The following is a 22,456-nucleotide window of genomic DNA, read 5'->3' as shown; positions in this document are numbered from 1 at the left end:
CCGCAAGTTCCACTCGAACGGATTGAGTGAAAGAGTTGTCATTGGTCTTGTTGCTGACATTTTTCACTTGAGTGGCCGGCATAAGAAGGTGAAAACTGAGCCAAAGCCTGCGCTTTTTGCCAATCGGGGCGATTACCGCACCACTCTCCTGAGTATCGGATTGAAACCATGACCAAAACCGCGATTCCGGTCTTCAAGCTTTACGGGGAACACCAGCAATGGCCGACGCCCGATTTGTTGCACTGCGAAACCATTTCCCGGCGCAGTCGGGAATACCAGTGGGAAATCCAGCCCCACCGGCACGCGGATCTGTGCCAGTTGCTGTATGTGCACAAAGGTCAGGCACAATTGGAAATCGAAGGGCAGCGCACCACGCTGAACGAAGCGACGCTGCAAGTCCTGCCGCCGCTGTGCGTGCACGGTTTTCGGTTTCCCGAGGATGTCGAAGGCTACGTGGTAACCCTCGCGGCGCCGCTGGTCAGCCACCTGCAGACACAACTGGGGGCGACGGTGGACGGTCTGCAGTCCCTGGGCAGTTACCCGGCGGGCAAGGACAGTGATTACCTGAACAGCCAGTTCGCCCGTTTGCAGGATGAATACGCCGACGCACAACCGGCCAGGGACATGATGATGCACGCGCTGGTCAGCGTGCTGCTGGTGTGGATCAGCCGCCAGGCCATCCAGAAGCGCCACCCACGGGCGCCGAGGGGGCGTGAATACTTCCGCCGCTTCACCCAACTGGTCGAGCAGCATTACCGCGAACACCCGAAGATCGAGGATCTGGCCCACAAGCTGGGCATCTCGGTGTCACACCTCAACGGCACATGCCGGGAACTGGGTGGGCAGCCTGCGCTGCAGATCATGCACGACCGCCAATTGCTGGAGGCCAAGCGCCTGCTGACCTACACCAGCATGACCATCAATGAAATGTCGGAAGTGCTGGGTTTTTCCGACCCGACCAACTTCTCGCGGCTGTTCCGCCGACGGGTCGGGTTCTCACCCAAGGCGTTTCGCGAGCAACTCAAGGCTCAACAGCCGATTACCTGAGCGCACTGAAACTGCCGGTATGCGGCACGCATTGGTCCTGATGGCAGCTGATCGCAAAAGTCGGCTGCATGCGGGTCAGTTCAACACGGTAGGCAGCGGTCCCGTAAAGCGCGCTGGCGATGGCGCACAGGGTGACAATCATCAGGTACTTTCTGGTTTTAATGCTCATGGCACAGACCTCTGCGGATCTAAACGGTGCTGTTTAAAGCATAGGTCAACCAGGGCGAGTTGCCATTATCGGGCGACATTCAACAGGTTTATGTCGCCCTACAGACCGACGTCCCACGCAGGCTCCTCCGGGAACCTCAGCACCAGAAAATCCAACAGGCTGCGCAGTGCCGATGGCATGTGCTTGCGCGACGCATACACCGCGTAGATGTTCATCTGCCGGGGCTCGGCGTCGGGCAGCAGGCGCACCAGTTCGCCACGGCGGATGTAATCGCCGGCCTGGTAAGTAGGCAGCATCGACACGCCGGCCCCGGCCAGCGTCACGCGCAACAAGGTGCTGGCCTCGTTGGACGTGATGTTGCCGGTGATGGGCACCGAGACGTGCTCGCCCCGCTCTTCGAAATGCCACAGGCTCTTGCCGAAATAGGAATGGGTGAGGCAGTTGTGCCCAGCCAGGTCTTCGACTTTCTGCGGGGCTGGATGCTCCAGCAGATACGCCGGCGAGGCGCACACCACCGAGCGACACAGGGTCAGGCGGCGCGCAATGAGATTGGGGTCCAGGTCGTTACTGGTGCGGATGGCCAGGTCGATGCGCTCATCCACCAGGTTCACCGTGCGGTCGAGCATTTGCAGATCGACGGTTACCAACGGGTAACGCTTGACGTACTCGGCGATGGCTGCGGCCAATTGCGCCTGGCCGAACGAGGTGCTGACGCTCAGGCGCAGCAGGCCACGGGGCGCGTCATCCGGCTCGCTGACGGCGGCTTGCATATCGCAGCACAGGTCCAGCAATTGTCGGCAGCGCGGCAGGGTTTCGCCGCCGGCCGCCGTAAGGCTGAGCTTGCGCGTGGTGCGGTGCAGCAGGCGTGCGCCGACCCAGTCTTCCAGCTCGGCCAGGTAGCGCGACACCACCGGGCGCGACAGGTCCAGATGATCGGCGGCGGCGGACTGACTGCCCAGGTCCACCACGGTGACAAACACGCGCATTGCTTGGAGACGGTCCATGATTTGCCCGATTTCAGAAACAAACTATGTCCCAGCATCGCATTTTTAGTCTGGTTTTGTGCAACTAAGCTCTGTGCATCCTTTACCGATGCTGGAGCTGCCCGATGTTCCCAACCCTCAAGCGCCTGACCCTGGCCACCGCCGCCCTGGCCTTCGCCGCCCACGCGGCCGCCGCCGAGCTGAAGCTGGACGTGTACAACCCTGGCGACGCCGCGATCTTCCCGGTCACCTCGGTGCTGGTCAGCGGCGCCAGGGATGCGATCCTGGTCGACGCCCAGTTCGGCAAAGGCCAGGCCGAACAACTGGTGCAGAAGATCCGCGCCAGCGGCAAACACCTGACCACCATCTACATCAGCCACGGCGACCCGGACTACTACTTCGGCCTCGACACCCTCACCACCGCCTTCCCCGACGCCAAGGTGCTGGCGCCGCAACCGGTGGTCGATCACATCAAGGCCACCGTCGCCGGCAAGCTTGAGTTCTGGGGCCCGAAAATGGCTGCGGACAAGCCAGCCAAAACTATCGTGCCGCAGGTCCTCGAAGGCCACAGCTTGAGCCTGGAAGGCCAGCAACTGGAGGTAATCGGCCTGGACGGCCCACAGCCGGATCGCAGTTTTGTGTGGATCCCTTCGATCAAGGCCGTGGTCGGTGGCGTGGTCGTCGCCGAAAACATTCATGTGTGGATGGCCGACACCCAGAGCGCGCAGTCCCACAAAGACTGGCTGGCCACCCTGCAACGCATTGAAGACCTGCAACCGCGCACCGTGATCCCGGGCCATTACCTGGGTACGCCGTCTGTTCAATCCGTGAAATTTACCGCCGACTACATCAAGGCCTTCGACGCCGAAACCGCCAAGGCCAAGGATTCCGCGGCCCTGATCGCGGCCATGAAACAGCGTTACCCGACCCTCGCCGACGAAAGCTCGCTGGAACTCAGCGCCAAAGTCGCCAAGGGCGAAATGAAGTGGTGAACCGTTTCAAACCTTAACCGTACTGGAGAACGTCATGAGCAAGATCGCAATCATTGGGGCCACCGGCCGTGCCGGTAGCCAACTGCTGGAAGAAGCCCTGCGTCGCGGGCATAGCGTTGTGGCCATTGCACGTAACACCGACACACTGGCGGCGCGCCCTGGCGTCACCGTCAAGCAGGTTGATGCCCTGGACGCAGAGGCCCTGCAACAGGCCATCAGCGGCAGTGACGTGGTGATCAGCGCCGCGCACTTCGCCACCCTACCGGCCAGCGCCGTGATCGGGCCGGTAAAGAAAGCCGGGGTGAAACGCCTGCTGGTGGTGGGCGGTGCCGGTTCGCTGTTGTTGCCGGATGGCGGTCGGGTGATCGACAGCGCAGGTTTCCCGGCTGAGTACAAAGCCGAAGCCAGTGCAGGTGCCGCGTTTCTCGAAACGCTGCGTCAGGAAAAGGAACTGGACTGGACGTTCCTGTCGCCTTCGGCGGAGTTCGTCGAGACCGAGCGCACCGGTCAATTCCGCGTGGGCCAGGACGATCTGCTGGTGAGCAGTGAAGGTCGCAGCTGGATCAGCTTTGCCGACTACGCCATCGCCTTGATCGACGAAGTCGAATCGCCGAAGCACTCGCGTCAGCGTTTCACCGTCGGCTACTGAAATGTGAGCGTCAGGAGATTCTGGCGTTGATGACCAGCCAGTTCATCAACGCCTCAAGCCCCGCCGAAGGCTCGCTGCCCGGTGGATACACCAGGTAATAGCCCATCCCCGTCGGCACCCGCAGCTCAAACGGCGTCGCCAACCGCCCGGCCTTCAAATCGTCGCCAATCAACGCGCGGTCGCCTATCGCCACACCGGAGCCTTGCGACGCCACCGTCATCGCCAAATCCAGCGTCTCAAAATGATGCCCCTGGCTCAGGTTACTCAGTCGCGTCTTCGCCGCTTTCAGCCACAACGCCCAGTCCCGTTCATCCCGCGTGGGGTGCAGCAGCACCTGTTGCTGCAAGTCTGCCGGGCTGTGCAGCACACCGAGCAGCGCGGGCGTGCAGACCGGGGTGAGTTGTTCATCGAACAGATGCCGCGCCTCGGCCGACTGCTCGGCGATGGGCGCATAGATCACCGCCGCATCGAATTGCTCGCGGCGAAAGTCCACGGTGTAGGCCACGGTGGTAGTGAGCGCTACCGGCACATCCGGACGCTCCTTCTGCCACTGCATCAAGCGCGGCAACAGCCAGCGCATCACACAGGTGGAGGCCTTGAGCTGCAGGACCTGGCGGCGACTGCCGATCTGCTCCACCGCCTCGCCGATCAGACCAAACACCTGCTGCGCGCGCAACGACCATTCGCGGCCTTCCTCAGTCAGGCTCAAGCCCCGCGCCTGGCGTTGGAACAGCGCGTAGCCCAGGTGGCTTTCCAGCCCGGCAACCTGCCGACTCACGGCACCCTGGGTGATGTGCAGTTGCTCGGCGGCGCGGGTGAAGTTGCAGCATTGGGCCGTGACCCAGAAGGTGTGCAACGCGGGCAGCGGCGGGAGGCGTTTCATCGGGGCGCAGCCATGACGTGAGGACATGGCTAGTATGACTTTTTATCGATTGTTGCCGCTACCGGCCAGCCGGTCCAATAACGCCTTATCTCAACAACAAGAGCGACGTTTATGGCGACCTGCGGCGAAGTATTGGTCAACCTCCTGGAAGGCTATGGCGTGGACCAGGTGTTTGGCATCCCCGGCGTGCATACCGTGGAGTTGTATCGCGGCCTGGCCCGTTCCAGCATCCGTCACGTCACCCCGCGCCACGAACAGGGCGCCGGCTTCATGGCCGACGGTTATGCGCGCACCAGCGGCAAGCCCGGCGTGTGCTTCATCATCACCGGCCCCGGCATGACCAATATCACCACCGCCATGGGCCAGGCCTACGCTGACTCGATCCCGATGCTGGTGATCTCCAGCGTACAGTCGCGCAGCCAATTGGGCGGCGGGCGCGGCAAGCTGCATGAGCTGCCGAACCAGGGCGCGATGATCGCCGGCGTGGCGGCATTCTCCCATACGCTGATGTCGGCGGCCGAGTTGCCCGGCGTGTTGGCGCGTGCCTTTGCGTTGTTCCAGGCCGGACGACCACGCCCGGTGCATATCGAAATCCCGTTGGATGTACTGGTAGAAAACGCCGACGCACTGCTGGGCAGTCAACCGGTCAGCGTGGCGCGCGCCGGTGCCGCGCCATCGGCGATCAAGCAGATGAGCCAGTTGCTCGCAGCCGCCAGGCAGCCTTTGATCCTGGCCGGTGGCGGCGCCATCGATGCAGCCGCAGAACTCACGCAACTGGCCGAGGCCCTCGGCGCGCCGGTGGCCCTGACGATCAATGCCAAGGGCATGCTGCCTGCCAACCATCCGCTGTTGATCGGCTCGACCCAGACCCTGGTCGCCACCCGCGCCTTGGTCGCCGAAGCGGACGTGGTGTTGGCCATCGGCACCGAGCTGGCGGAAACCGACTACGACGTCACCTTCGCCGGCGGCTTCGGGATTCCCGGTGCGTTGCTGCGAATCGACATCGACCCGGACCAGACCGTGCGCAACTATCCGCCGCAGGTTGCCTTGGTGGCCGATGCACAAATCGCCGCCGAAGCGCTGCTGCTCGAGTTGAACAGCAAACCCTTGCCGCCCCGCAATTGCGCGTGGGGCGCGGCGCGTGTTGCACGCTTGTGGGCCGAACTGAACCCCGGCTGGGACGCCGCCACCCGCGCACAAACCCGGTTCCTCGACACCGTCCTGGAGGAGTTGCCCAACGCCGTGCTGGTCGGCGACTCGACCCAACCGGTGTACAGCGGCAACCTGACCCTGAACCTCGACCACCCGCGCCGCTGGTTCAACTCGTCCACCGGCTACGGCACCCTGGGCTACGCCCTGCCCGCCGCTATCGGGGCGTGGCTGGGGCGTGGCGACGGGCAACCGGTGGTGTGCCTGATCGGTGACGGCGGCCTGCAATTCAGCCTGCCGGAACTGGCCAGCGCCGTGGAGGCGCGCACGCCGATCATCGTGCTGCTGTGGAATAACCAGGGCTATGAAGAGATCAAGAAATACATGGTCAACCGCGCCATCGAGCCGGTGGGTGTGGACATCTATACGCCGGACTTTATCGGCGTAGCCAAGGCGTTGGGCTGTGCCGCTGAAAGCATCCAGGGCATCGCGCATCTGCGGACGGCACTGCGCAGCGCCGCTGATCGCCAAGGGCCGACGCTGATCGAAATCCACCAGGGCCTGTGGATGAAAGAGGTGGCGGTATGAGCGCGGTGTCGAACGGGATCTACATCGACGGCGCGTGGCGAGCCGGCCGAGCCGTACTCGAGGTGATCAACCCGGCCACCGAGGCGGTATTGGCCCGGGTCAGCGTCGGCGATGCGACGGCGGTGACCCAGGCGGTCGACGCCGCCAGCGCGGCCTTCAGCGAGTGGTCGAACAGCACCGGCCGTGATCGCGCCGCCCTGCTGCGCACGATCGCCCAGGGCGTGAGCGAGCAGCGCGAACAGCTGATGCACCTGCAATCGAGCAACAACGGCAAGCCACTGTTTGAAGCCGCAATTGATGTGGACGATGTGATCGCCACGTTCGAGTACTACGCCAGCGTGGCCGAAGAAATGGACGCCGCTCAGGATCAGCCGGTGGCGTTGCCCGGCGATGACTTCAGCGCACGCCTGCGTCGTGAGCCCTGCGGCGTGGTGGGGCTGATCGTGCCGTGGAATTTCCCGATGGTGACCACCGCCTGGAAACTCGCCCCGGCCCTGGCGGCCGGTTGCTGCGTGGTGCTCAAGCCCTCGGAAGTCACGCCGTTGGCCGAGTTGCAGTTGGCGCGGATTATCGCCGAGGCAGGCTTGCCCGCTGGCGTGTTCAACCTGGTGTGCGGCACAGGCCTGGATGTCGGCGCGCCGTTGGCGGCGGACCGTCGAGTAGCGAAGATTTCCTTTACCGGCAGCAACGCCGTTGGCGTGCAGGTGATGCAGCGCGCGGCCGAAACCATCAAGGGCGTGAGCCTGGAACTGGGCGGCAAGTCTTCGCTGCTGGTAATGGCGGATGCCGACCTGGACCTGGCGGTGGAACTGGCCTGTGGTGGCGGTTTTTTCAACGCCGGGCAGATGTGTTCAGCCACCAGTCGCGTGTTGGTGGCTGACACGCTCGCCGATGAATTCCTGGTGCGTGTGCAGGCGCGGGCCGAAGCGATTCGCGTGGCGGACCCGTTTGCCGATGACGTGGAAATGGGTGCGCTGATCAACCGTACCCAGTATCAGCGAGTGCTGGGGCATATCCAGCGCGCAATCGCGGACGGCGCCCGTTTGCTGTGCGGCGGTGAACGCCCGGCGGACTTGCCCAAGGGCTTTTTCATTCGCCCCACGGTGTTCACCGACGTGCCGCTGGACAGTGCGTTGTGGAACGCAGAGATCTTCGGCCCGGTGCTCTGTGTCCGGCGTTTTACCTCTGAGGCAGAAGCCATCGCCCTGGCCAACGACAGCGACTTCGGCCTGGTGGCGAGTGTGGTCAGCGGCCATGCCGAAACCGCCGAGCGTGTGGCGAATGCCTTGCAGGCCGGGCTGGTGTGGATCAACGCGCCGCAAGTGATCTTCCCGCAGACCGCGTGGGGCGGTTACAAGCAGAGCAGCATCGGCCGCGAGCTGGGACCGTGGGGGTTGGCGGCTTTCCAGGAGATCAAGCATGTGATCCGGTCTATCTAATGTGGGAGGGGGCTTGCCACCTCTCACATTTTGACCAGCGCAATTTTTAGATAGACCTAGCGACTTTCTCATTTGCCCCCTGCTCCCACCCATGGCCTGATTCGCCCTTGATCACTCAAGGGCCTCCCATGGAAACCGTTCACGCAAAACCCACCACCGCCCTCTGGCTGATGACCAGCGTCGTGCTGGTCGCCCTCAACCTGCGTCCGTCGATGGCGGCGGTCGGCCCGTTGTTGTCATCGATTCGCGGCGATGTGTCGCTGAGTTTCAGCAGCGCCGCGTTGCTGACCATGTTGCCGGTGATGGCCATGGGCTTGGCGATGTTCTTCGGCATGGGCCTGGCCAAACGCTTTGGCGAGCACCGCAGCATCGTGGTGTCCCTGCTGGTGATCGGCGTGGCCACGCTGTCGCGGTTGTTCCTCGATTCGGCGCTGGAGTTGATCGTCAGCGCCATCGCGGCCGGCGTGGGGATCGCGATGATCCAGGCGTTGATGCCGGCGCTGATCAAGTCGCGGTTCAGTGACAATGTTGCGCTGTTCATGGGTGTGTACGTCACCGCGATCATGGGCGGCGCAGCACTGGCGGCGTCGTTCTCGCCGTTCGTGCAAGTGCAGACCGGCAGTTGGCGCATCGGCCTGTCAATCTGGGCGGTGTTGGCAGTGCTGGCGTTGGTGTTCTGGTACGCGCAACGCTCGGTACTGCCACCGTTGCCGCAAGCCGGCACAGCTCAACAGGCGTCGTTTTTCGGCAATGGCCGGGCCTGGTTGCTGGCGGTGTTTTTCGGCCTGGGTACCGCGTCCTACACCTGCGTACTGGCGTGGCTCGCGCCGTACTACGTGGAGCAAGGCTGGAGCGAGCAGAATGCCGGCCTGCTGCTGGGCTTCTTGACGGCCATGGAAGTGGTGTCCGGCCTGGTCACTCCCGCCATCGCTAACCGCCGCCAGGATAAACGCGGTGTGGTGGCGGTGCTGCTGGTGCTGATCATCCTCGGTTTCTGCGGCCTGATTCTCAGCCCGCACCACCTGAGCCTGTTGTGGCCGTGCCTACTGGGCCTGGGCATTGGCGGCCTGTTCCCGATGAGCCTGATCCTGTCCCTCGACCATTTGGACAACCCGCGCCGCGCCGGTGGTCTCACCGCCTTTGTGCAGGGTATCGGCTACCTGATCGCCGGGCTGTCGCCGCTGATCGCCGGGATGATCCGCGATCAACTGGGCAGCTTCGAATGGGCCTGGTGGTCGCTGACAGCGGTGATCGGGGTGATGCTGCTGATCGTCACGCGCTTCAACCCCAGGCATTACGCACGACATATCCGCTGACGTCGTATTGCAAACAGTATTTGTCTCACGCCAAACATAGAAACGCCCTACAGAGCTTTCTAATGGCACGTTCGTTCCGTTAAGCTTTTGTGCTGTCTTGTACTGAGTTCGGTACAAAGGGTTTACGGACGAAACCGATGCTAAACAGTAACTTGCTCAGAAAGCTCGATATGCAGGACTTGATGGTGTTTATCGCCGTCTACGACCAGAGCAGTGTTACCGAGGTGTCCGAAACGCTGTTTGTCAGCCAGTCCACCGTGAGCTACAGCCTGAAGAAGCTGCGCACCAGCTTTGAAGACGAGTTGTTCATCAACACCCGGGCGGGCATGCGCCCAACGTACAAGGCCACCACCATGTACGGGCATGTGCAGAAGATCCTCGAAAGCATCAACCTGTGCCACGCCGGTGGCCAGGCCTTCGACCCGACCCAGAAGGCCGTGACCTTCAACGTGTGCGCGCCGGAATACTTCGAACAGTTGATCCTGCCGCGCCTGTTGAAGCACTTCGACCGTGCCGACCTGCCGGTGATCGTCAACGTGCAAAAGCTGGAAACCGACATCCCCGCCGACGACCTGCGCGAAGGTCGCCTCGACCTGGTGATCTGTTTCGGCCCCAACTTCCACCGCGCCCACAAGGACTTGCGTACCCAGATGCTGCTCGAAGACGACCTGGTGTGCGTGTTCGATAAGCGCTCGGCGCCACGGGAACCGGCGTTCAGCCTGCAGTCCTTCGTCGAACGGCGCCACGTGTTCCCCACGCCGTGGACCTCCGACACCAACATGATCGACGGCTGGCTGGCGCGCCAGGCCCACAAGCGCCAGGTGATCGCCCGCGCCAACAGCTACAGCGCAGCGTTGAAGATGATCACCGGCACCGACTTCATCGTCACCCTGCCGCGTCGCGTACAAAAGTTGCTGGCCCCCGCCACGACGTTCGGCCACTGCGAAGTGCCCAATGGGTTGCCGGGATTCACCCTGGAGATGCAGTGGAACGAAACCAGCGAACAGGACAGCGCCAATACCTGGTTTCGTGAGCAGGTGGTGAAGGTGTGCGCGGATCAGGGTTTGTTGTAAACCTCAGCCGATGGCGACTTTGCTGTAACAGTCGCGATCCATGTCGACCAGTTGGACGCTGAGTTGAACCTGGATACCCTCCGGCCAATCACCCATGTCCTGCAGGGCTGCCAGCAGGCTGTCCGACAGCTGCTTCTTGACCTGGGGTGGGCGCCCGCTGAGCAGCGACAGCTTCACCGCGATAAACCCGCGTGCGTCGAGGGAGGTGCCCACCTGGAACGTCTCGACCTTGACCGCACGACTTTTGATGTCGAACTCGGAACCGAACTGCCCGGACGCCATCAGCACGTTGTTGAGCCGCAACAGGGTCTTCTCGACAGCAAGGCCCGTCAGGTTGGCGGTGTATTCCAGGTGCAGGTGTGGCATGGATGGCTCCGAGTCTTTGGTAGGAAGATTCCTAGATATACCACGGATAAAAGCATCAGGCTTTGCTGGCCAGCCCTCTGTCGCTCATAAACGCTTCGAGCCGCGAACGTACCCAGCGTTCAGCCGGGTCGGTGTCCACGTGGCTGAGCCACACCATCGACAAATCCAGGGTTGGCGTTTCGAACGGGAACGGCTCACAGAACAGGTGGCCCGACACTGCCATGGCCTCGGCGGTGTAGTCCGGCAGGCTGGCGATCAGGTCAGTGCCGGCGAGCAAGGCCGGCAGCGCGCTGTATTGCGGCACCGACAGCACCACATGGCGTTTGCGTCCGATCTCCGCCAGCCACTCATCGGCAAACCCCGACACGTTGGCGGTGTGGGACACCAGCACGTGGGGCCGTGAGCAATATTCATCGAGGGTCAGCGGCGTTTCAGACGCATCGGCGCGCAGGATACGCGGACGGATATGGCGCAGCAGCTTGCGCTTGGCATTCGCCGGCAGGCCACGGGTCTGGGTGATGCCGACGGTGATATCGCCGGAGGCCAGCAGGTCGGGAATGCGCCAGTAGTCCACATGCTGCACCACGAATACCACTTGCGGCGCTTCCTGGCGCAAGGCGCGCAGCAAGGGCGGCAACAGGCCGAACTCCACGTCATCGGAGAGGCCGATGCGAAAGGTCATGGTGCTGATCGACGGGTCGAAATCGTGGGTCAGGCTCAAGGCCGATGACAACGAATCCAGGGCCGGCGACAGGTGCTGGATGATCTCCTCGGCCCGCGCGGTGGGCTCCATGCGGTGGCCGACGCGGATGAACAGCGGGTCGTTGAACAAGGTACGCAAGCGGTTGAGGGCCGAGCTGATGGTCGGCTGGCCGAGAAACAGCTTCTCCGCCACCCGCGTCACGTTGCGCTCCAGCATCAACGCTTCGAACACCACCATCAGGTTGATGTCGGCTTTGCGTAGTTCATTGCGATTCATCGGCGCCTGCCCTTTTCCCAAGACAAGCCGCAGTTTAGAAAGCCCCGTAGCCGGCGTCTACGTGTAGGACGCTTCGCTGGCCTGCGCACCACGCTCAGGTTCGTGCCCCATGCGCAAGCGCAGGGCCGCCACGGCCGCCACCACCAGCACCAGCGCAATGACTTTCAAGCCGTTCATTGCATTGCCGGTGCTCATCTCGATCGCACCCATCGCCGACGGCCCGACAAAACCGCCCAACAGCCCGCAGGCGTTGACAAATCCCAGCCCGCCGGCCAGCGCAACGCCCTTGAGACGGGAAGCCGGGTACAGAAAAATGATCGACTGCACCACGAAGAACATCACCGCCGACAGGCAAAAACCGAGCAGGCTGAACACCGGCCCCGATATCGACGCGATGCCCAGGCCCAGCGCCATGGTCAGCAGCCCTGTGACCAGCAACCGCCGGCAGCGTCCGGGCGTCGTGGCGAAACGCGGAATCAGCAAGGCACCGAGTGCCGCCGCGATCCACGGTAATGAAGTCAGCAGGCCGACGTTCATGGTGCTCAGTTCGCCATACTTGCTGATGATGCTCGGCAGGAAAAAGATCACGGTGTAGAGGGTGATCTGGTGACAGAAGTACACGAAAATCGCCAGCAGGATTTGCGGGGTCAGCCAGTTTTTCAACGAGTGACCGCCCTCGCCCGCGCCCTCTTCGGTTTCCCGGGCAATGCGCTGTTCGATACCGCGCGCCTCCTCGGCCGACAACCACGACGCCTTGCTCGGGCGATCCGGCAGTTTGCGCCATACCACCCAGGCAAACGCCACGGCTGGCAAGCCTTCGAGCAGGAACATCCACTGCCAGCCGTGCCAGCCGAGCAGGCCGTCCATGCGCATCAGGGCCGCACCCACCGGGCCACCGATGATGTTGGCAAAGCACACGCCGAGCAGGAAATACCCGGTGGCCCGCGCCCGTTGCTCACGGTTGAACCAGTAGGTCAGGTACAGCATGACCCCAGGAAACAGCCCCGCTTCGGCGATGCCCAGCAACAGGCGCAACACGTAGAACGAGGTTTCGCCCTGCACAAAGGCCATGGCCGCCGAGATCAGGCCCCAGGTCACCATGATCCGCGCGATCCAGAATCGCGCGCCGACCTTGTGCATGATCAGGTTGCTGGGGATTTCCGACAGCGCATACGTCAGGAAAAACAGCCCCGCGCCCAAGCCATAGGCGGCGGCGGAAATGCCCAGGTCGACGTCCAGGTGATGCTTGGCCAGGGCGATGTTGGTGCGGTCCAGGAAGCTCAGGATGTAGGCGATGATCAGCAAGGGCATCAGTTTGACGAACATCAGTTTGTTCAACGCCTGCGGGGTGCGGGCGGCGGTGGCGGTAGTCATCGGCAGTTCCTCTTGGCGCCCCGCCAGGCGGGCTGGGGGGCGCATCGGTGTTGTTCTAGGAGTCGAGTTGCAGGGCCAACGCCTGGGGGCGATGGGAAAACAGTTGCAGCAGCGCGCCGCCGAGGGCACAGCCGGCCATCACGAAGAAACACACGGTGTAGCCGTGCAGCGTGGTCCAGCCGCCGCCCATGGCGATCAGGCTGCCCATCAGCACCGGCGCCACGCCGCCGCCGATAAACATCGCGGTGGTGATGATGCCGTTGGCGGTGGACGTCGCCGACGGCTCGGCCGAGTCGCAGGCCACCGCGTAGTAGATCGGCCACACCGCGTTGGCCACCAGGCCGAACAACAGTTGCACGACGATGATCAGGGTCAGGGTGTTGGCGAAGTAGAACGCGCCGACACTCGCCGCCATCCACACCCCGCAGATGATCAGGGTGGTGCGTCGGCCGATGATGTCCGACAGCGACGGCCACACCAGTTGCCCGAGAATGCCGGTGAGGGTGAACACCACGCTCATCCCCGCCGACTCGGCCAGTGACAGTCCGGCGATGTTGTAGAGGTAGGCCGGCAACACGATGTTGACGCCCATGTACACCACTTGGGTGAGCATCGTATTGCCCGCCGTGAGGGCGATATTGCGGTTGCGCAAGGTGGCGACGAAAGTGCGCCAGGCCTCGCCCTTCACCGAACTGGCCGGCGCGTTGTCCGGTGGCGTCATGCCCTTGGCGGCGATGTCGACGTACAACGCGGTGATGCGTTCGGCGGTGGAATAACGCGCCCAGAAAATCATCAGTGGCAACGCCACCACGAAGGCGAAGAAGAACACGTAGCGCCAGTTGTCCTCGCCAAACACGGTGATGACGAAACTGGCGACGATACCGCTGAGCATCGCACCAATCGGATAGCCCGTATGGTGCGCACCCAGGGCGAAGCCGCGTCGCTCCACCGGCCACCATTCGGCGGTGTTGCTCACCCCCACCGGCTCACCCCAGCCGGCGCCGAGGTTGACCCCGACGCGCAAGGCAATGAAGGTGGCGAGGTTGCCGCTCAGGGCCTTGAAGCCGGACAGAAACGAGATCGCCGTGTAGCCCAGCACCAGCGGCACCTGGAAACGTGCACGTTTCCAGCCGCCGCCGTAGCGGTCGCTCCACATGGAGCCGGGTATATCCAGCAACGCCAGGGCCAGCATGACCACCGTGGCCACGGTGCCCCATTGGTCGGCGGATAAATCGAAGTGCTTGGAGATGGTCGGCCCCAGGCGCAACACGATCTCACGGTCGTAGGCGTTGAGAATCCAGATCATCCAACAGACCAGCAGCGACACCCAGGAATGCCGGTGAATGCTGCGCAGCGACGCTTTTTTGATAGTTGCCATGGGCCTCTCCAGGCGCGCGAGGGCGCGCACTGACACAAGGTTGCGAAGGAATATGCCTTGTCACACACACGCGCTAGCTGGCGAACCGTCGCTCGGCTATTCCTTGCACGCCCAACCCGGTAATGGCGAACAGCGCTCCGCGCTGCTGGCCGTCCGCCGGAAAACGCGGCAGCGGCGGCTTGGCCATGGAAGTCACAAACAGGGTGTCCAGGTTCGGCCCGCCAAAGGTCAGGCTGGTGACCTTTTTCACCGGCATCGGGATGATGCGGTCGACGTGGCCGTCGGGGGTGTAACGCACCAGGTTTCCGGCATAGACCAAGGCTTGCCACAGGCAGCCCTCGGCATCCACCGTGCAGCCGTCGGCAGCGCCGCCGCCCGAGGTGTCGACCCTGGCGAAGGTGCGGCGGTTGCTCACATTGCCGGTGGCCAGGTCATAGTCGTAGGCCCAGATCTCGCCGGACCAGGTGTCGCAGAAATAGAAAGTGTCACCGGACGGGCTCCAGCACGGGCCGTTGGACACGATGATGCCTTCGTCCAGGCTGTGCAGGCTCAGGTCGGCGTCCAGGCGGTAAAGCCTGGCGCTGGCGTTGTCCTCCAAGGTGTCCATGGAGCCGAAGATGAAGCGGCCCTGACGGTCGACCTTGCCGTCGTTAAGGCGGTTATCCGGCAGGTGCGGTTCCGGGTCGATGACCAGGTTGAGCTCACCGCTGTTGAGGTCGAGGGTGTGTACGCCGTTTTGCAGGGCGACAATCGCCGACTCACCGTTATGGCGCAGGGCCATGGAGCCGATTTTCTGGCCGACCTCCCAGGCACGCAGTTCGCGGCCGTCGTCGGTGCAGCGCAGGATGCGGCCGTCGGCGCTGTCGATCCAATACAGGCGTTGTTGTTCGACGTCCCACACCGGGCCTTCGCCCAGGGTGGTCTTGACGTCGACGAGCACTTCGATACGCATGGTGTGATCCCCTTATTGTTGTTGTGCGGGATGCAGGCCGCGCCGTGACGCGGCAGTTGGTCGGGTTAGAAATTGACCTGATCGCGCCCCTTGAGCCCGAGGATTTCCCGCGCTTCATCCGGCGTGGCGACGCGATGGCCGAGCGCCTCGATCACCGTACGGATACGTCGCACCTGGTCGGCGTTGGACGCGGCCAATTTGCCCGGGCCGTCCCACAGCGAATCCTCCAGACCGACACGCGCATTGCTGCCCATGGACAGGCCCATGGTCGCCAGCGGAATCTGCCCACGCCCGGCGCCGAGGATCGACCACACATAGTCGTCGCCAAACAAGCGGTCGGCAGTACGCCGCATGTGCGCCAGGTCTTCGGGGTGCCCGCCGATGCCACCACGCAAGCCGAACACTGACTGGATAAACAACGGCGGCTTGAGCAGGCCGCGTTCCAGGAAATGCGCGGCGGTGTACAGGTGGCCGATGTCGTAGCACTCGATCTCGAACCGCGTGCGGTTCTCGGCACAGGAATTGAGGATATGGGTGATGTCACGGAAGGTGTTGCGGAAGATCCGGTCGTCACTTTCTTCCAGGTACGGCCGCTCCCAGTCGTGCTTGAAGTCGGTGAAGCGGTTGAGCATTTCATACAGGCCGAAGTTCATCGAGCCCATGTTCAGCGAGGCCAGTTCCGGCTTGAACTGCATCACCGGTTGCAGGCGTTCTTCCACGCCCATGGTCGGCGCGCCGCCGGTGGTGATGTTGATTACCACGTCGCTGGCGGCCTTGATCTGCGGCAGGAATTCAGCGAACAACGCCGGGTCCTGGCTTGGGCGGCCATCGTTGGGATCGCGGGCATGTAGGTGGACAATCGCGGCGCCGGCTTCGGCGGCACCGATGGCGGCATCGGCGATTTCCTGTGCAGTGATCGGCAAATGCGGCGACATCGACGGCGTATGAATCGCACCGGTAACGGCGCAGGTGATGATGACAGGACGATTTTTGGGCATGACGACTCTCCGACTTTTATTCTTATGAAAAAAATCCTGGGTGCAGCGCGCTGTGTTCTTGCGTGGCTTACAGGTACTCGACGTTACCGTCGACGCTGATCGCCTGGCCGGTCACGTTGCGTGCGGCGGGCGAACAGAGGAACAACGCCATGGCGGCCACGTCTTCGGCGGTGACCATGCGTTTGAGGGAAATTTTGTTGAGGTATTCCTGGCGCATCTCGGCTTCGGGCACGCCGACCTGCTCGGCACGGGCACGGATCACGCCGTCCATGCGCGGGCCTTCGACAATGCCGGGCAGCAAGGCGTTGACGCGGATATCGCTCTCGCCCAGCTCCGAGGCCAGGGATTTCATCAGGCCGACAATCGCCCATTTGGTCGCCGCGTACGGCGTGCGCCACGCGTAGCCCAGGCGCCCCGCCACCGAGGCGATATGCAGCAGGTGGCCGTGGGACGACGCCTTGAGCATCGGCACCGCATGGTGGGCAAAGCGGTATTGCGCGGTGAGATTGATGTTGATGGTGGCCTGCCACTCGGCGTCGCTGATCGCATCGATGCCGCCGGTAGGCCCGGCGATCCCGGCGTTGTTGACCAGCACATCGAGACCGCCGAAGTGCTCGCGCTGCACCTTGAATACCGCCTCGATCTGCACGGCATCGCTGACGTCGGCGCGGGTGGCGACGGTGCCCGGGTACTTGTCGCGAAACGCGGCCAGGGCCGGCTCGCTGACGTCACACACATGCACCTGGGCACCGGCTTCCAGATACGCCGCCGCCAGCACTTCACCAATGCCGGCAGCCCCGCCGGAAATCAACACACGTAACCCAGGATAGGGCTGCAGCCGCTGTAAGACACTCATGCACGTTTACCTCCTGAAGCAGACGACCGCGAACGGTCGTTCTTGACGAGCAGGCGCGCGAGGGAATCGGCGGCCTGCATGATGTCATCGGTCACCGCTGCGCGTGCACCGGCGCCATCGCGGGCCGCCAGGGCTTCGACAATGCGCGTGTGCGCCTCCATCGAGCGTTGCAGGTGAGCTTTATCCGGGGCGACCAGCGCAAAACACGGGCCCATGTGCAGCCAGAAGTTTTCCACGGCGGCCATGGTCAACTCGGCCTGGGCCACGGCGTAGATGCGCCGGTGAAACGCAAAGTTGGTCCACAGGTAGCGCGACACGTCGACTTCGTCGGCGGCGTGCTGCATTTGCTGGCAGAGGTCGGTGATTTCGTCGAGGTCGGCCTTTTGCAGGCGCAGCACGGCTTTTTCCGCCAGCAGCCCTTCGAGGGCGACCCGTGCATCACGAATTTCACGCAGGCGTTCGACCGTCATCAAGCGCACGCGCAGACGAGAGGTCTCGGTGACTTCAAAGGCGTTTTCGGCACTGAGGCGTTGCAGGGCTTCGCGCACCGGCATCGGGCTGGAACCGAGGGCTTCGGCAAGGCCGCGGATGGTGAGTTTCTGGCCAGGCTGGAAACGGCCACTCATCAGCGCTTCGCGGATCTGGCGGTAGACCTGGTCTTGCAAGGTATCGCGGGACACCTGGCGCAGGGTGGGCAGGAGGAGCGGACCATCTGTCATGAGGCAAAACCTGTGTTGTCGTTCTTATGGCCTCAATATGTGATCACAAATCAAATATGTCAAATAGTTTCCCGATTTTGGGAGTTGCACATACAAATGTGGGAGTTGGCTTGTCCACTCCCACATTTGCAGCGCATTTAACCTGATATCAGGGTTTTAGCGGACGCTCCTGATCCCGCTCTGAAAGCTCGGTGCCATCATCGGGATGTTTCCAGGTCTGCGGTTTTTCTTCCTCCCGCCGCTGGGGCTGCTCACGTTCCGGCTCGTCCCGCCGTTTCTGTTGATCCGTCATTGCCACCTTCTATCCGTAAGAATTGGTCACATCTTCAGGATAGACAGCGAACGCATTTCCGACTGCATTACCGATTGATAGCCAATGAACATCAATCTATCCAAAATTGTCACTTAACATTTCTAAATGTGTCAGCCACTATTCCAGGTCTTAAGCGAAACAAGCACATTCAAAAAGAACGCTGGAGACATAAAACCATGACTAGCCCTACCCGGCCCGACTCTACCCGTTCGAAAGTGGGGGCGGTATTTCGCGTTACTTCGGGCAACTTCCTCGAACAGTTCGACTTTTTTCTGTTCGGTTTCTACGCCACCTACATCGCTGCCGCCTTCTTCCCTGCCGCTAATGAGTTTGCGTCATTAATGATGACCTTCGCCGTATTCGGCGCAGGGTTTCTGATGCGTCCTTTGGGCGCGGTCATCTTGGGTGCCTATATCGATGACGTCGGTCGCCGCAAAGGGCTGATCGTGACCTTGTCGATCATGGCCAGCGGCACCCTGCTGATCGTGCTGGTGCCCGGTTATCACACCATTGGCTTGTGGGCACCGCTGCTGGTGCTGCTCGGTCGTTTACTGCAAGGCTTCTCGGCCGGTGCGGAACTGGGCGGTGTGTCGGTGTACCTGTCCGAAATGGCCACGCCAGGCCGCAAAGGCTTCTACACCAGCTGGCAATCCGGCAGCCAGCAGATCTCCATCGTGGTCGCCGCCGCACTGGGTTATGGCCTGAACGTGTGGATGGAGCCGGCCGTGGTGGCCGATTGGGGCTGGCGCATTCCGTTCGCCCTCGGCTGTGTGATCATCCCGTTCATTTTCATCCTGCGCCGCAACCTGCAGGAAACCGAAGAGTTCGCCAACCGCAAACATCGCCCGACCATGCGTGAAGTGATGGCGACCCTGGTGAAAAACTGGACCGTGGTCATCGGCGGCATGCTGATGGTGGCCATGACCACTACCGCGTTCTACCTGATCACCGTGTATGCGCCGACTTTCGGCAAGACCGTGCTGCAATTGAGCACGTCCGATGCGCTGCTGGTGACCTTGCTGGTAGCCGTTTCGAACTTTGTCTGGCTGCCGATCGGCGGCACCTTGAGCGATCGTTTCGGTCGCAAGCCTGTGCTGATCGCGATGACCGTACTGACCGTTCTCACGGCTTACCCAGCGCTGTCCTACGTGGTGAACGCGCCAAGCTTCGCCCATATGCTGGAAACCCTGCTGTGGTTCTCCTTCCTCTATGGCATGTACAACGGCGCGATGATCCCGGCCCTCACCGAAATCATGCCGGTGGAAGTGCGCGTGGCGGGCTTCTCCCTGGCCTATAGCCTGGCCACCGCGATCTTCGGCGGTTTCACCCCGGCGATCTCCACCTGGTTCATCCACATCACCGAAGACAAGGCCTCGCCGGCCTACTGGATGATGTTCGCCGCAGCATGCGCGCTGTGCTCGACCCTCGCGCTGTATCGTCGTGCCAACGCCCGTGGGCAAGTGATGCAGGGGGCCGCACAATGAAGGCTCTGCTCAAGACCCTGACGGCCCTGGCCCTGGGCGCACTGGCATTGTCGGCCCAGGCCGAGCAGTTGAAGGTAATGACATCGGGTGGCTTCACTGCCGCCTATAAACTGCTTGGCCCGCAATATGCCAAGCAAAGCGGCGATACCCTCGACACTATCCTCGGCCCGTCGATGGGCAAGGCACCGGAAGCGATTCCCAACCGCCTGGCCCGAGGCGAACCCGCTGACGTGGTGATCATGGTCGGCTACGCCCTGGATGATTTGATCAAGCAGGGCAAGGTCGACCCGGCCTCCCGCGTGGAACTGGCAGACTCGCGCATCGGCCTGGTGGTAAAAGCCGGCGCCGTCAAACCGGCCATCGGCACCGATGCCGAATTGAAAGCCACCCTGAGCAAAGCCAAGTCGGTCGCCTATTCGGACAGCGCCAGCGGTGTATACGTCGAGAAAGAGTTGTTCAAGAAGCTCGGCATGCCCGCCAAAGGCACCATGATCGAACGCCAGCCGGTGGCCGAACAGGTGGCCAAGGGTGACTACGAAGTCGGCCTGCAACAGGTGGCGGAATTGTTGCCGGTGCCAGGTGTGACCTTCGTCGGCAAGATCCCGGAAGATGTGCAATCGGTGACGCGCTTTGCCGCCGGCATTCCAGTCAACGCGCAACACCCGGAGCAGGCCAAGGCGTTGTTGCAATTCCTGGCCTCACCCCAGGCGCAACCGGTGGTGCAATCCACCGGCCTGGACTCGGTGTCACGCTGAGCGAAACGGCATCTCCCGCAATAACCGCTCCAACTCCAGCGCCGCTGGCGGCAATGTCCGCCCGCGGCGTTTTATCAAGCCCACGTTGCGCATCACCTGCGGCTCCACCAGGGGCACGCTGACCAGGACCGTGTGCTCCAGGGCCGGCATCGCAATCGATGGCACCATCGCCACGCCCAATCCCGCCTCCACCAGGCCGATCATGGTAGTCACGTGGTGCGTCTCGCAGACACTCGGCTTTTTCACCCGTATGCCGCGCAAGGCCTGGTCAAGCAGGAGGCGATTGCCGGAGGTCTTGTCCAGGGTGATGTAATCATGTTCGCAGGCTTCGGCCCAGCTCACGCTGTCGCGCTGGGCCAGCGGGTGATCGCGGCGACAGGCCAGCACGTAGCGCTCCTGCAACAACAGTTCGAATTCCACTTCCTCGGCCAGGCTGCCGCTGAAACTCAAGCCGAAATCCGCTTCGCCACTCTCCACCGCACTGCACACCTCGCCGGCACTGGTATCCAGCACCCGCAAGCGGATCTTCGGGTACAGCTTGCGGAATTCAGAGATCACGTGGGGCATGAAGTAGTACGCGGTGGACGGCACGCAGGCGACAGTGACATTGCCCATGCGCGTGGACGCGACGTTGCTGATGCCCATCAGCGCCACGTCGAGGTCGTCAAGCATGCGTTCGACTTGTGGCAAAAACGTACGGCCAACCATGGTCAGGCTGACCCGCCGGGTGGTGCGTTCGAACAGCTTCACATCAAGGGCGGTTTCGAGCTTTTCGATGCGCCGGCTGAGGGCCGGTTGCGAGATGCGGATGGCCTCGGCGGCGCCACGGAAACTGCCCTTGTCTACCACGGCGCGGAAGGCCTGGAGGTCATTGAGGTCGAAGTTGATGATCACGGGAGGGCCAATGTGGTCGAAGTGGCGGGCATTATCGTACGCGAGTCGCAGCGTCGCCATATGTGGGTGACCGGCAGGCCGTTAAATGACCCGCGTCACTGGCCAAACAGGAGGCCCAAACTATAGTCCCCCAGGGCACTTTTTAATGTGACGGCACCCCTGAACGAATCCGCTTGAAACAATTCCAAACAGCTCAATTTAGTATAGATTGCGCGCACCGCATCAATGGCATTCAAGGAGGTTACCGTGGCAACTCTGCAAACGAACACAATCCAGGCCCTGCAAGCTAATCGCAGCTCTCTCCTTGATCAATGGAAAGCCAGTCTCGAAGCCTCGGGGGCCACGCGCAATATCAAGCCTGACGACGTGCAAACACAGACCGCCGAGTTCCTGGCTCTGCTGACTGAAGCCCTGCAAAATGGCGGTTCGCAGCAAATCGATCATGAAAACTGGGCACAAACCCGCCAATTCCTGGAAAAGCTCTCCCACAGCCGCGCCCTCGCCGGCCAGGACTCCCAGCAGACTGCCAGCTTCATTTTTGCCCTCAAGGGCCCGCTGTTCACGCTGTTGCAGCGTGAATATGCCGACCAGCCGGCACAATTGGCCGAACAACTGCTGACAGTCTCCGAGCTGCTCGACGCCCTGGGCATGCACACCATCCGCACCTTCCAGAAATCCCGCGAGTCGGTGATCAAGCGCCAACAGGAAGAGTTGCTGGAGCTGTCCACGCCGGTGGTGAAGTTGTGGGAAGGCGTCCTGGCCCTGCCGATGATCGGCACCCTGGATTCGCAACGCACCCAGGTGGTGATGGAGTCGCTGCTGCAACGCATCGTCGACACCGGCGCGGAAATCGCGATCATCGACATTACCGGCGTACCGACCGTCGACACCCTGGTCGCCCAGCACCTGCTCAAAACCGTCACGGCCATCCGCTTGATGGGTGCCGACTGCATCATCAGTGGCGTACGCCCGCAAATCGCGCAGACCATCGTACACCTGGGTCTCGACCTGCAAGGCGTGGTCACCAAGGCCAACCTGGCCGATGCGCTGGCACTCTCCCTCAAACGCTTAGGCGTCACCGTCACCAAGGCCGTTTAAGC

23 protein-coding genes are annotated in these 22,456 nt (G+C 62.4%); 10 read left to right on the top strand and 13 right to left on the bottom strand.

The window, feature by feature from the left end; translation table 11 throughout:
* The first annotated feature begins 168 nt into the window (after nt 1–168).
* Entirely contained in the window at nt 169–1,047 is an 879-nt protein-coding gene (locus LUU92_RS07700) for a helix-turn-helix domain-containing protein (protein ID WP_071488966.1), read from the top strand.
* Here the strand turns inward: LUU92_RS07700 and LUU92_RS07695 are convergent.
* Entirely contained in the window at nt 1,040–1,216 is a 177-nt protein-coding gene (locus LUU92_RS07695; RefSeq protein ID WP_165447907.1) for a hypothetical protein, read from the bottom strand. The two genes, LUU92_RS07700 and LUU92_RS07695, sit on opposite strands and share 8 nt — an antisense overlap.
* Nucleotides 1,217–1,314: 98 nt before the next feature.
* Complete coding sequence (locus LUU92_RS07690; RefSeq protein ID WP_093126098.1) at nt 1,315–2,220, bottom strand: LysR family transcriptional regulator; 906 nt, start codon at nt 2,218–2,220, stop codon at nt 1,315–1,317.
* Between the two features lie 104 nt (nt 2,221–2,324).
* Between LUU92_RS07690 and LUU92_RS07685 the strand changes: the two genes are divergently transcribed.
* Both LUU92_RS07685 and LUU92_RS07680 read left to right on the top strand, forming a co-directional pair.
* Nucleotides 2,325–3,191, top strand: a complete 867-nt coding sequence (locus tag LUU92_RS07685; RefSeq protein ID WP_071488964.1) for an MBL fold metallo-hydrolase — start codon at nt 2,325–2,327, stop codon at nt 3,189–3,191.
* Nucleotides 3,192–3,225: 34 nt separating this feature from the next.
* A complete protein-coding gene (locus LUU92_RS07680; RefSeq protein WP_257103374.1) occupies nt 3,226–3,840 on the top strand; it encodes an NAD(P)-dependent oxidoreductase in 615 nt (204 codons plus the stop codon).
* A gap of 10 nt (nt 3,841–3,850) precedes the next feature.
* Here LUU92_RS07680 and LUU92_RS07675 read toward each other — a convergent pair whose 3' ends face one another.
* Nucleotides 3,851–4,723: a LysR substrate-binding domain-containing protein gene (locus LUU92_RS07675; protein ID WP_257103373.1), complete on the bottom strand. Its 873-nt coding sequence runs from the start codon at nt 4,721–4,723 to the stop codon at nt 3,851–3,853.
* Between the two features lie 111 nt (nt 4,724–4,834).
* Between LUU92_RS07675 and LUU92_RS07670 the strand changes: the two genes are divergently transcribed.
* The 4 genes from LUU92_RS07670 (at nt 4,835) to LUU92_RS07655 (ending at nt 10,288) form a co-directional block, all read left to right on the top strand.
* On the top strand, nt 4,835–6,460 hold the full coding sequence (locus LUU92_RS07670) for a 5-guanidino-2-oxopentanoate decarboxylase (RefSeq protein ID WP_257103372.1): 1,626 nt from the start codon (nt 4,835–4,837) through the stop codon (nt 6,458–6,460).
* Entirely contained in the window at nt 6,457–7,899 is a 1,443-nt protein-coding gene (locus LUU92_RS07665) for an aldehyde dehydrogenase family protein (protein ID WP_257103371.1), read from the top strand. The genes LUU92_RS07670 and LUU92_RS07665 overlap by 4 nt, the downstream gene beginning before the upstream one ends.
* 128 nt (nt 7,900–8,027) lie before the next feature.
* Nucleotides 8,028–9,215 (top strand): cyanate transporter, encoded by a 1,188-nt coding sequence (locus LUU92_RS07660; RefSeq protein WP_071488959.1) that lies wholly within the window; start codon nt 8,028–8,030, stop codon nt 9,213–9,215.
* A 137-nt stretch (nt 9,216–9,352) separates the two neighbouring features.
* Nucleotides 9,353–10,288 (top strand): LysR family transcriptional regulator, encoded by a 936-nt coding sequence (locus tag LUU92_RS07655; RefSeq protein ID WP_071488958.1) that lies wholly within the window; start codon nt 9,353–9,355, stop codon nt 10,286–10,288.
* 3 nt (nt 10,289–10,291) lie between these two features.
* On the opposite strand, the gene LUU92_RS07650 is transcribed toward LUU92_RS07655, so the two are convergent.
* The 9 genes from LUU92_RS07650 to LUU92_RS07610 all read right to left on the bottom strand — a co-directional run bounded on the left by LUU92_RS07650 (nt 10,292) and on the right by LUU92_RS07610 (nt 18,202).
* Nucleotides 10,292–10,654 (bottom strand): 5-carboxymethyl-2-hydroxymuconate Delta-isomerase, encoded by a 363-nt coding sequence (locus tag LUU92_RS07650; protein ID WP_071488957.1) that lies wholly within the window; start codon nt 10,652–10,654, stop codon nt 10,292–10,294.
* Nucleotides 10,655–10,709: 55 nt separating this feature from the next.
* Nucleotides 10,710–11,633 carry a LysR substrate-binding domain-containing protein gene (locus tag LUU92_RS07645; protein ID WP_071488956.1) on the bottom strand — a complete coding sequence of 308 codons (924 nt, stop codon included), beginning with the start codon at nt 11,631–11,633 and terminating at the stop codon, nt 10,710–10,712.
* A 57-nt stretch (nt 11,634–11,690) separates the two neighbouring features.
* On the bottom strand, nt 11,691–13,007 hold the full coding sequence (locus tag LUU92_RS07640; RefSeq protein WP_071489106.1) for an MFS transporter: 1,317 nt from the start codon (nt 13,005–13,007) through the stop codon (nt 11,691–11,693).
* 55 nt (nt 13,008–13,062) lie between these two features.
* Nucleotides 13,063–14,385, bottom strand: a complete 1,323-nt coding sequence (locus tag LUU92_RS07635) for an MFS transporter (RefSeq protein WP_071488955.1) — start codon at nt 14,383–14,385, stop codon at nt 13,063–13,065.
* Between the two features lie 73 nt (nt 14,386–14,458).
* Nucleotides 14,459–15,337: an SMP-30/gluconolactonase/LRE family protein gene (locus LUU92_RS07630; RefSeq protein ID WP_257103370.1), complete on the bottom strand. Its 879-nt coding sequence runs from the start codon at nt 15,335–15,337 to the stop codon at nt 14,459–14,461.
* A gap of 65 nt (nt 15,338–15,402) precedes the next feature.
* Nucleotides 15,403–16,335, bottom strand: a complete 933-nt coding sequence (kce, locus tag LUU92_RS07625; protein ID WP_071488953.1) for a 3,5-dioxohexanoate:acetyl-CoA acetone transferase — start codon at nt 16,333–16,335, stop codon at nt 15,403–15,405.
* A 67-nt stretch (nt 16,336–16,402) separates the two neighbouring features.
* A complete protein-coding gene (locus LUU92_RS07620) occupies nt 16,403–17,191 on the bottom strand; it encodes an SDR family oxidoreductase (protein WP_071488952.1) in 789 nt (262 codons plus the stop codon).
* Nucleotides 17,188–17,910, bottom strand: a complete 723-nt coding sequence (locus LUU92_RS07615) for a GntR family transcriptional regulator (RefSeq protein WP_058425125.1) — start codon at nt 17,908–17,910, stop codon at nt 17,188–17,190. Before LUU92_RS07615 ends, LUU92_RS07620 begins: the two co-directional genes overlap by 4 nt.
* Nucleotides 17,911–18,058: 148 nt before the next feature.
* On the bottom strand, nt 18,059–18,202 hold the full coding sequence (locus LUU92_RS07610) for a hypothetical protein (protein ID WP_165447906.1): 144 nt from the start codon (nt 18,200–18,202) through the stop codon (nt 18,059–18,061).
* A gap of 197 nt (nt 18,203–18,399) precedes the next feature.
* Here LUU92_RS07610 and LUU92_RS07605 point away from each other — a divergent pair, with 197 nt between their 5' ends.
* Both LUU92_RS07605 and LUU92_RS07600 read left to right on the top strand, forming a co-directional pair.
* Nucleotides 18,400–19,707 (top strand): MFS transporter, encoded by a 1,308-nt coding sequence (locus LUU92_RS07605; RefSeq protein ID WP_071488951.1) that lies wholly within the window; start codon nt 18,400–18,402, stop codon nt 19,705–19,707.
* The gene (locus LUU92_RS07600) at nt 19,704–20,462 is read left to right on the top strand and encodes a substrate-binding domain-containing protein (protein WP_092247250.1); all 759 of its coding nucleotides are present in this window, start codon (nt 19,704–19,706) and stop codon (nt 20,460–20,462) included. The genes LUU92_RS07605 and LUU92_RS07600 overlap by 4 nt, the downstream gene beginning before the upstream one ends.
* On the opposite strand, the gene LUU92_RS07595 is transcribed toward LUU92_RS07600, so the two are convergent.
* Complete coding sequence (locus LUU92_RS07595; RefSeq protein WP_071489105.1) at nt 20,454–21,356, bottom strand: LysR family transcriptional regulator; 903 nt, start codon at nt 21,354–21,356, stop codon at nt 20,454–20,456. The two genes, LUU92_RS07600 and LUU92_RS07595, sit on opposite strands and share 9 nt — an antisense overlap.
* Nucleotides 21,357–21,602: 246 nt before the next feature.
* On the opposite strand from LUU92_RS07595, the gene LUU92_RS07590 reads away from it, so the two are divergent.
* Entirely contained in the window at nt 21,603–22,454 is an 852-nt protein-coding gene (locus LUU92_RS07590) for an STAS domain-containing protein (protein ID WP_257103369.1), read from the top strand.
* Nucleotides 22,455–22,456 lie beyond the last annotated feature (2 nt).

This window comes from Pseudomonas extremorientalis (assembly GCF_024584605.1).
Classification (GTDB): domain Bacteria; phylum Pseudomonadota; class Gammaproteobacteria; order Pseudomonadales; family Pseudomonadaceae; genus Aquipseudomonas; species Aquipseudomonas extremorientalis.
The sequence above is the reverse complement of the archived record's forward strand: the minus strand, read 5'-3'. Positions and strand labels throughout refer to the sequence as shown.

Bases quoted from the DNA above. Each gene is read 5' to 3' on its own strand.
- LUU92_RS07640 (WP_071489106.1), bottom strand. From the start codon at position 13,007: ATGACTACCGCCACCGCCGCCCGCACCCCGCAGGCGTTGAACAAACTG.
- LUU92_RS07600 (WP_092247250.1), top strand. From the start codon at position 19,704: ATGAAGGCTCTGCTCAAGACCCTGACGGCCCTGGCCCTGGGCGCACTG.
- LUU92_RS07610 (WP_165447906.1), bottom strand. From the start codon at position 18,202: ATGACGGATCAACAGAAACGGCGGGACGAGCCGGAACGTGAGCAGCCC.
- LUU92_RS07650 (WP_071488957.1), bottom strand. From the start codon at position 10,654: ATGCCACACCTGCACCTGGAATACACCGCCAACCTGACGGGCCTTGCT.
- LUU92_RS07660 (WP_071488959.1), top strand. From the start codon at position 8,028: ATGGAAACCGTTCACGCAAAACCCACCACCGCCCTCTGGCTGATGACC.
- LUU92_RS07655 (WP_071488958.1), top strand. From the start codon at position 9,353: ATGCTAAACAGTAACTTGCTCAGAAAGCTCGATATGCAGGACTTGATG.
- LUU92_RS07645 (WP_071488956.1), bottom strand. From the start codon at position 11,633: ATGAATCGCAATGAACTACGCAAAGCCGACATCAACCTGATGGTGGTG.
- LUU92_RS07700 (WP_071488966.1), top strand. From the start codon at position 169: ATGACCAAAACCGCGATTCCGGTCTTCAAGCTTTACGGGGAACACCAG.
- LUU92_RS07605 (WP_071488951.1), top strand. From the start codon at position 18,400: ATGACTAGCCCTACCCGGCCCGACTCTACCCGTTCGAAAGTGGGGGCG.
- LUU92_RS07615 (WP_058425125.1), bottom strand. From the start codon at position 17,910: ATGACAGATGGTCCGCTCCTCCTGCCCACCCTGCGCCAGGTGTCCCGC.
- LUU92_RS07620 (WP_071488952.1), bottom strand. From the start codon at position 17,191: ATGAGTGTCTTACAGCGGCTGCAGCCCTATCCTGGGTTACGTGTGTTG.
- LUU92_RS07630 (WP_257103370.1), bottom strand. From the start codon at position 15,337: ATGCGTATCGAAGTGCTCGTCGACGTCAAGACCACCCTGGGCGAAGGC.
- LUU92_RS07685 (WP_071488964.1), top strand. From the start codon at position 2,325: ATGTTCCCAACCCTCAAGCGCCTGACCCTGGCCACCGCCGCCCTGGCC.
- LUU92_RS07670 (WP_257103372.1), top strand. From the start codon at position 4,835: ATGGCGACCTGCGGCGAAGTATTGGTCAACCTCCTGGAAGGCTATGGC.
- kce (WP_071488953.1), bottom strand. From the start codon at position 16,335: ATGCCCAAAAATCGTCCTGTCATCATCACCTGCGCCGTTACCGGTGCG.
- LUU92_RS07665 (WP_257103371.1), top strand. From the start codon at position 6,457: ATGAGCGCGGTGTCGAACGGGATCTACATCGACGGCGCGTGGCGAGCC.
- LUU92_RS07675 (WP_257103373.1), bottom strand. From the start codon at position 4,723: ATGAAACGCCTCCCGCCGCTGCCCGCGTTGCACACCTTCTGGGTCACG.
- LUU92_RS07680 (WP_257103374.1), top strand. From the start codon at position 3,226: ATGAGCAAGATCGCAATCATTGGGGCCACCGGCCGTGCCGGTAGCCAA.
- LUU92_RS07635 (WP_071488955.1), bottom strand. From the start codon at position 14,385: ATGGCAACTATCAAAAAAGCGTCGCTGCGCAGCATTCACCGGCATTCC.
- LUU92_RS07695 (WP_165447907.1), bottom strand. From the start codon at position 1,216: ATGAGCATTAAAACCAGAAAGTACCTGATGATTGTCACCCTGTGCGCC.
- LUU92_RS07690 (WP_093126098.1), bottom strand. From the start codon at position 2,220: ATGGACCGTCTCCAAGCAATGCGCGTGTTTGTCACCGTGGTGGACCTG.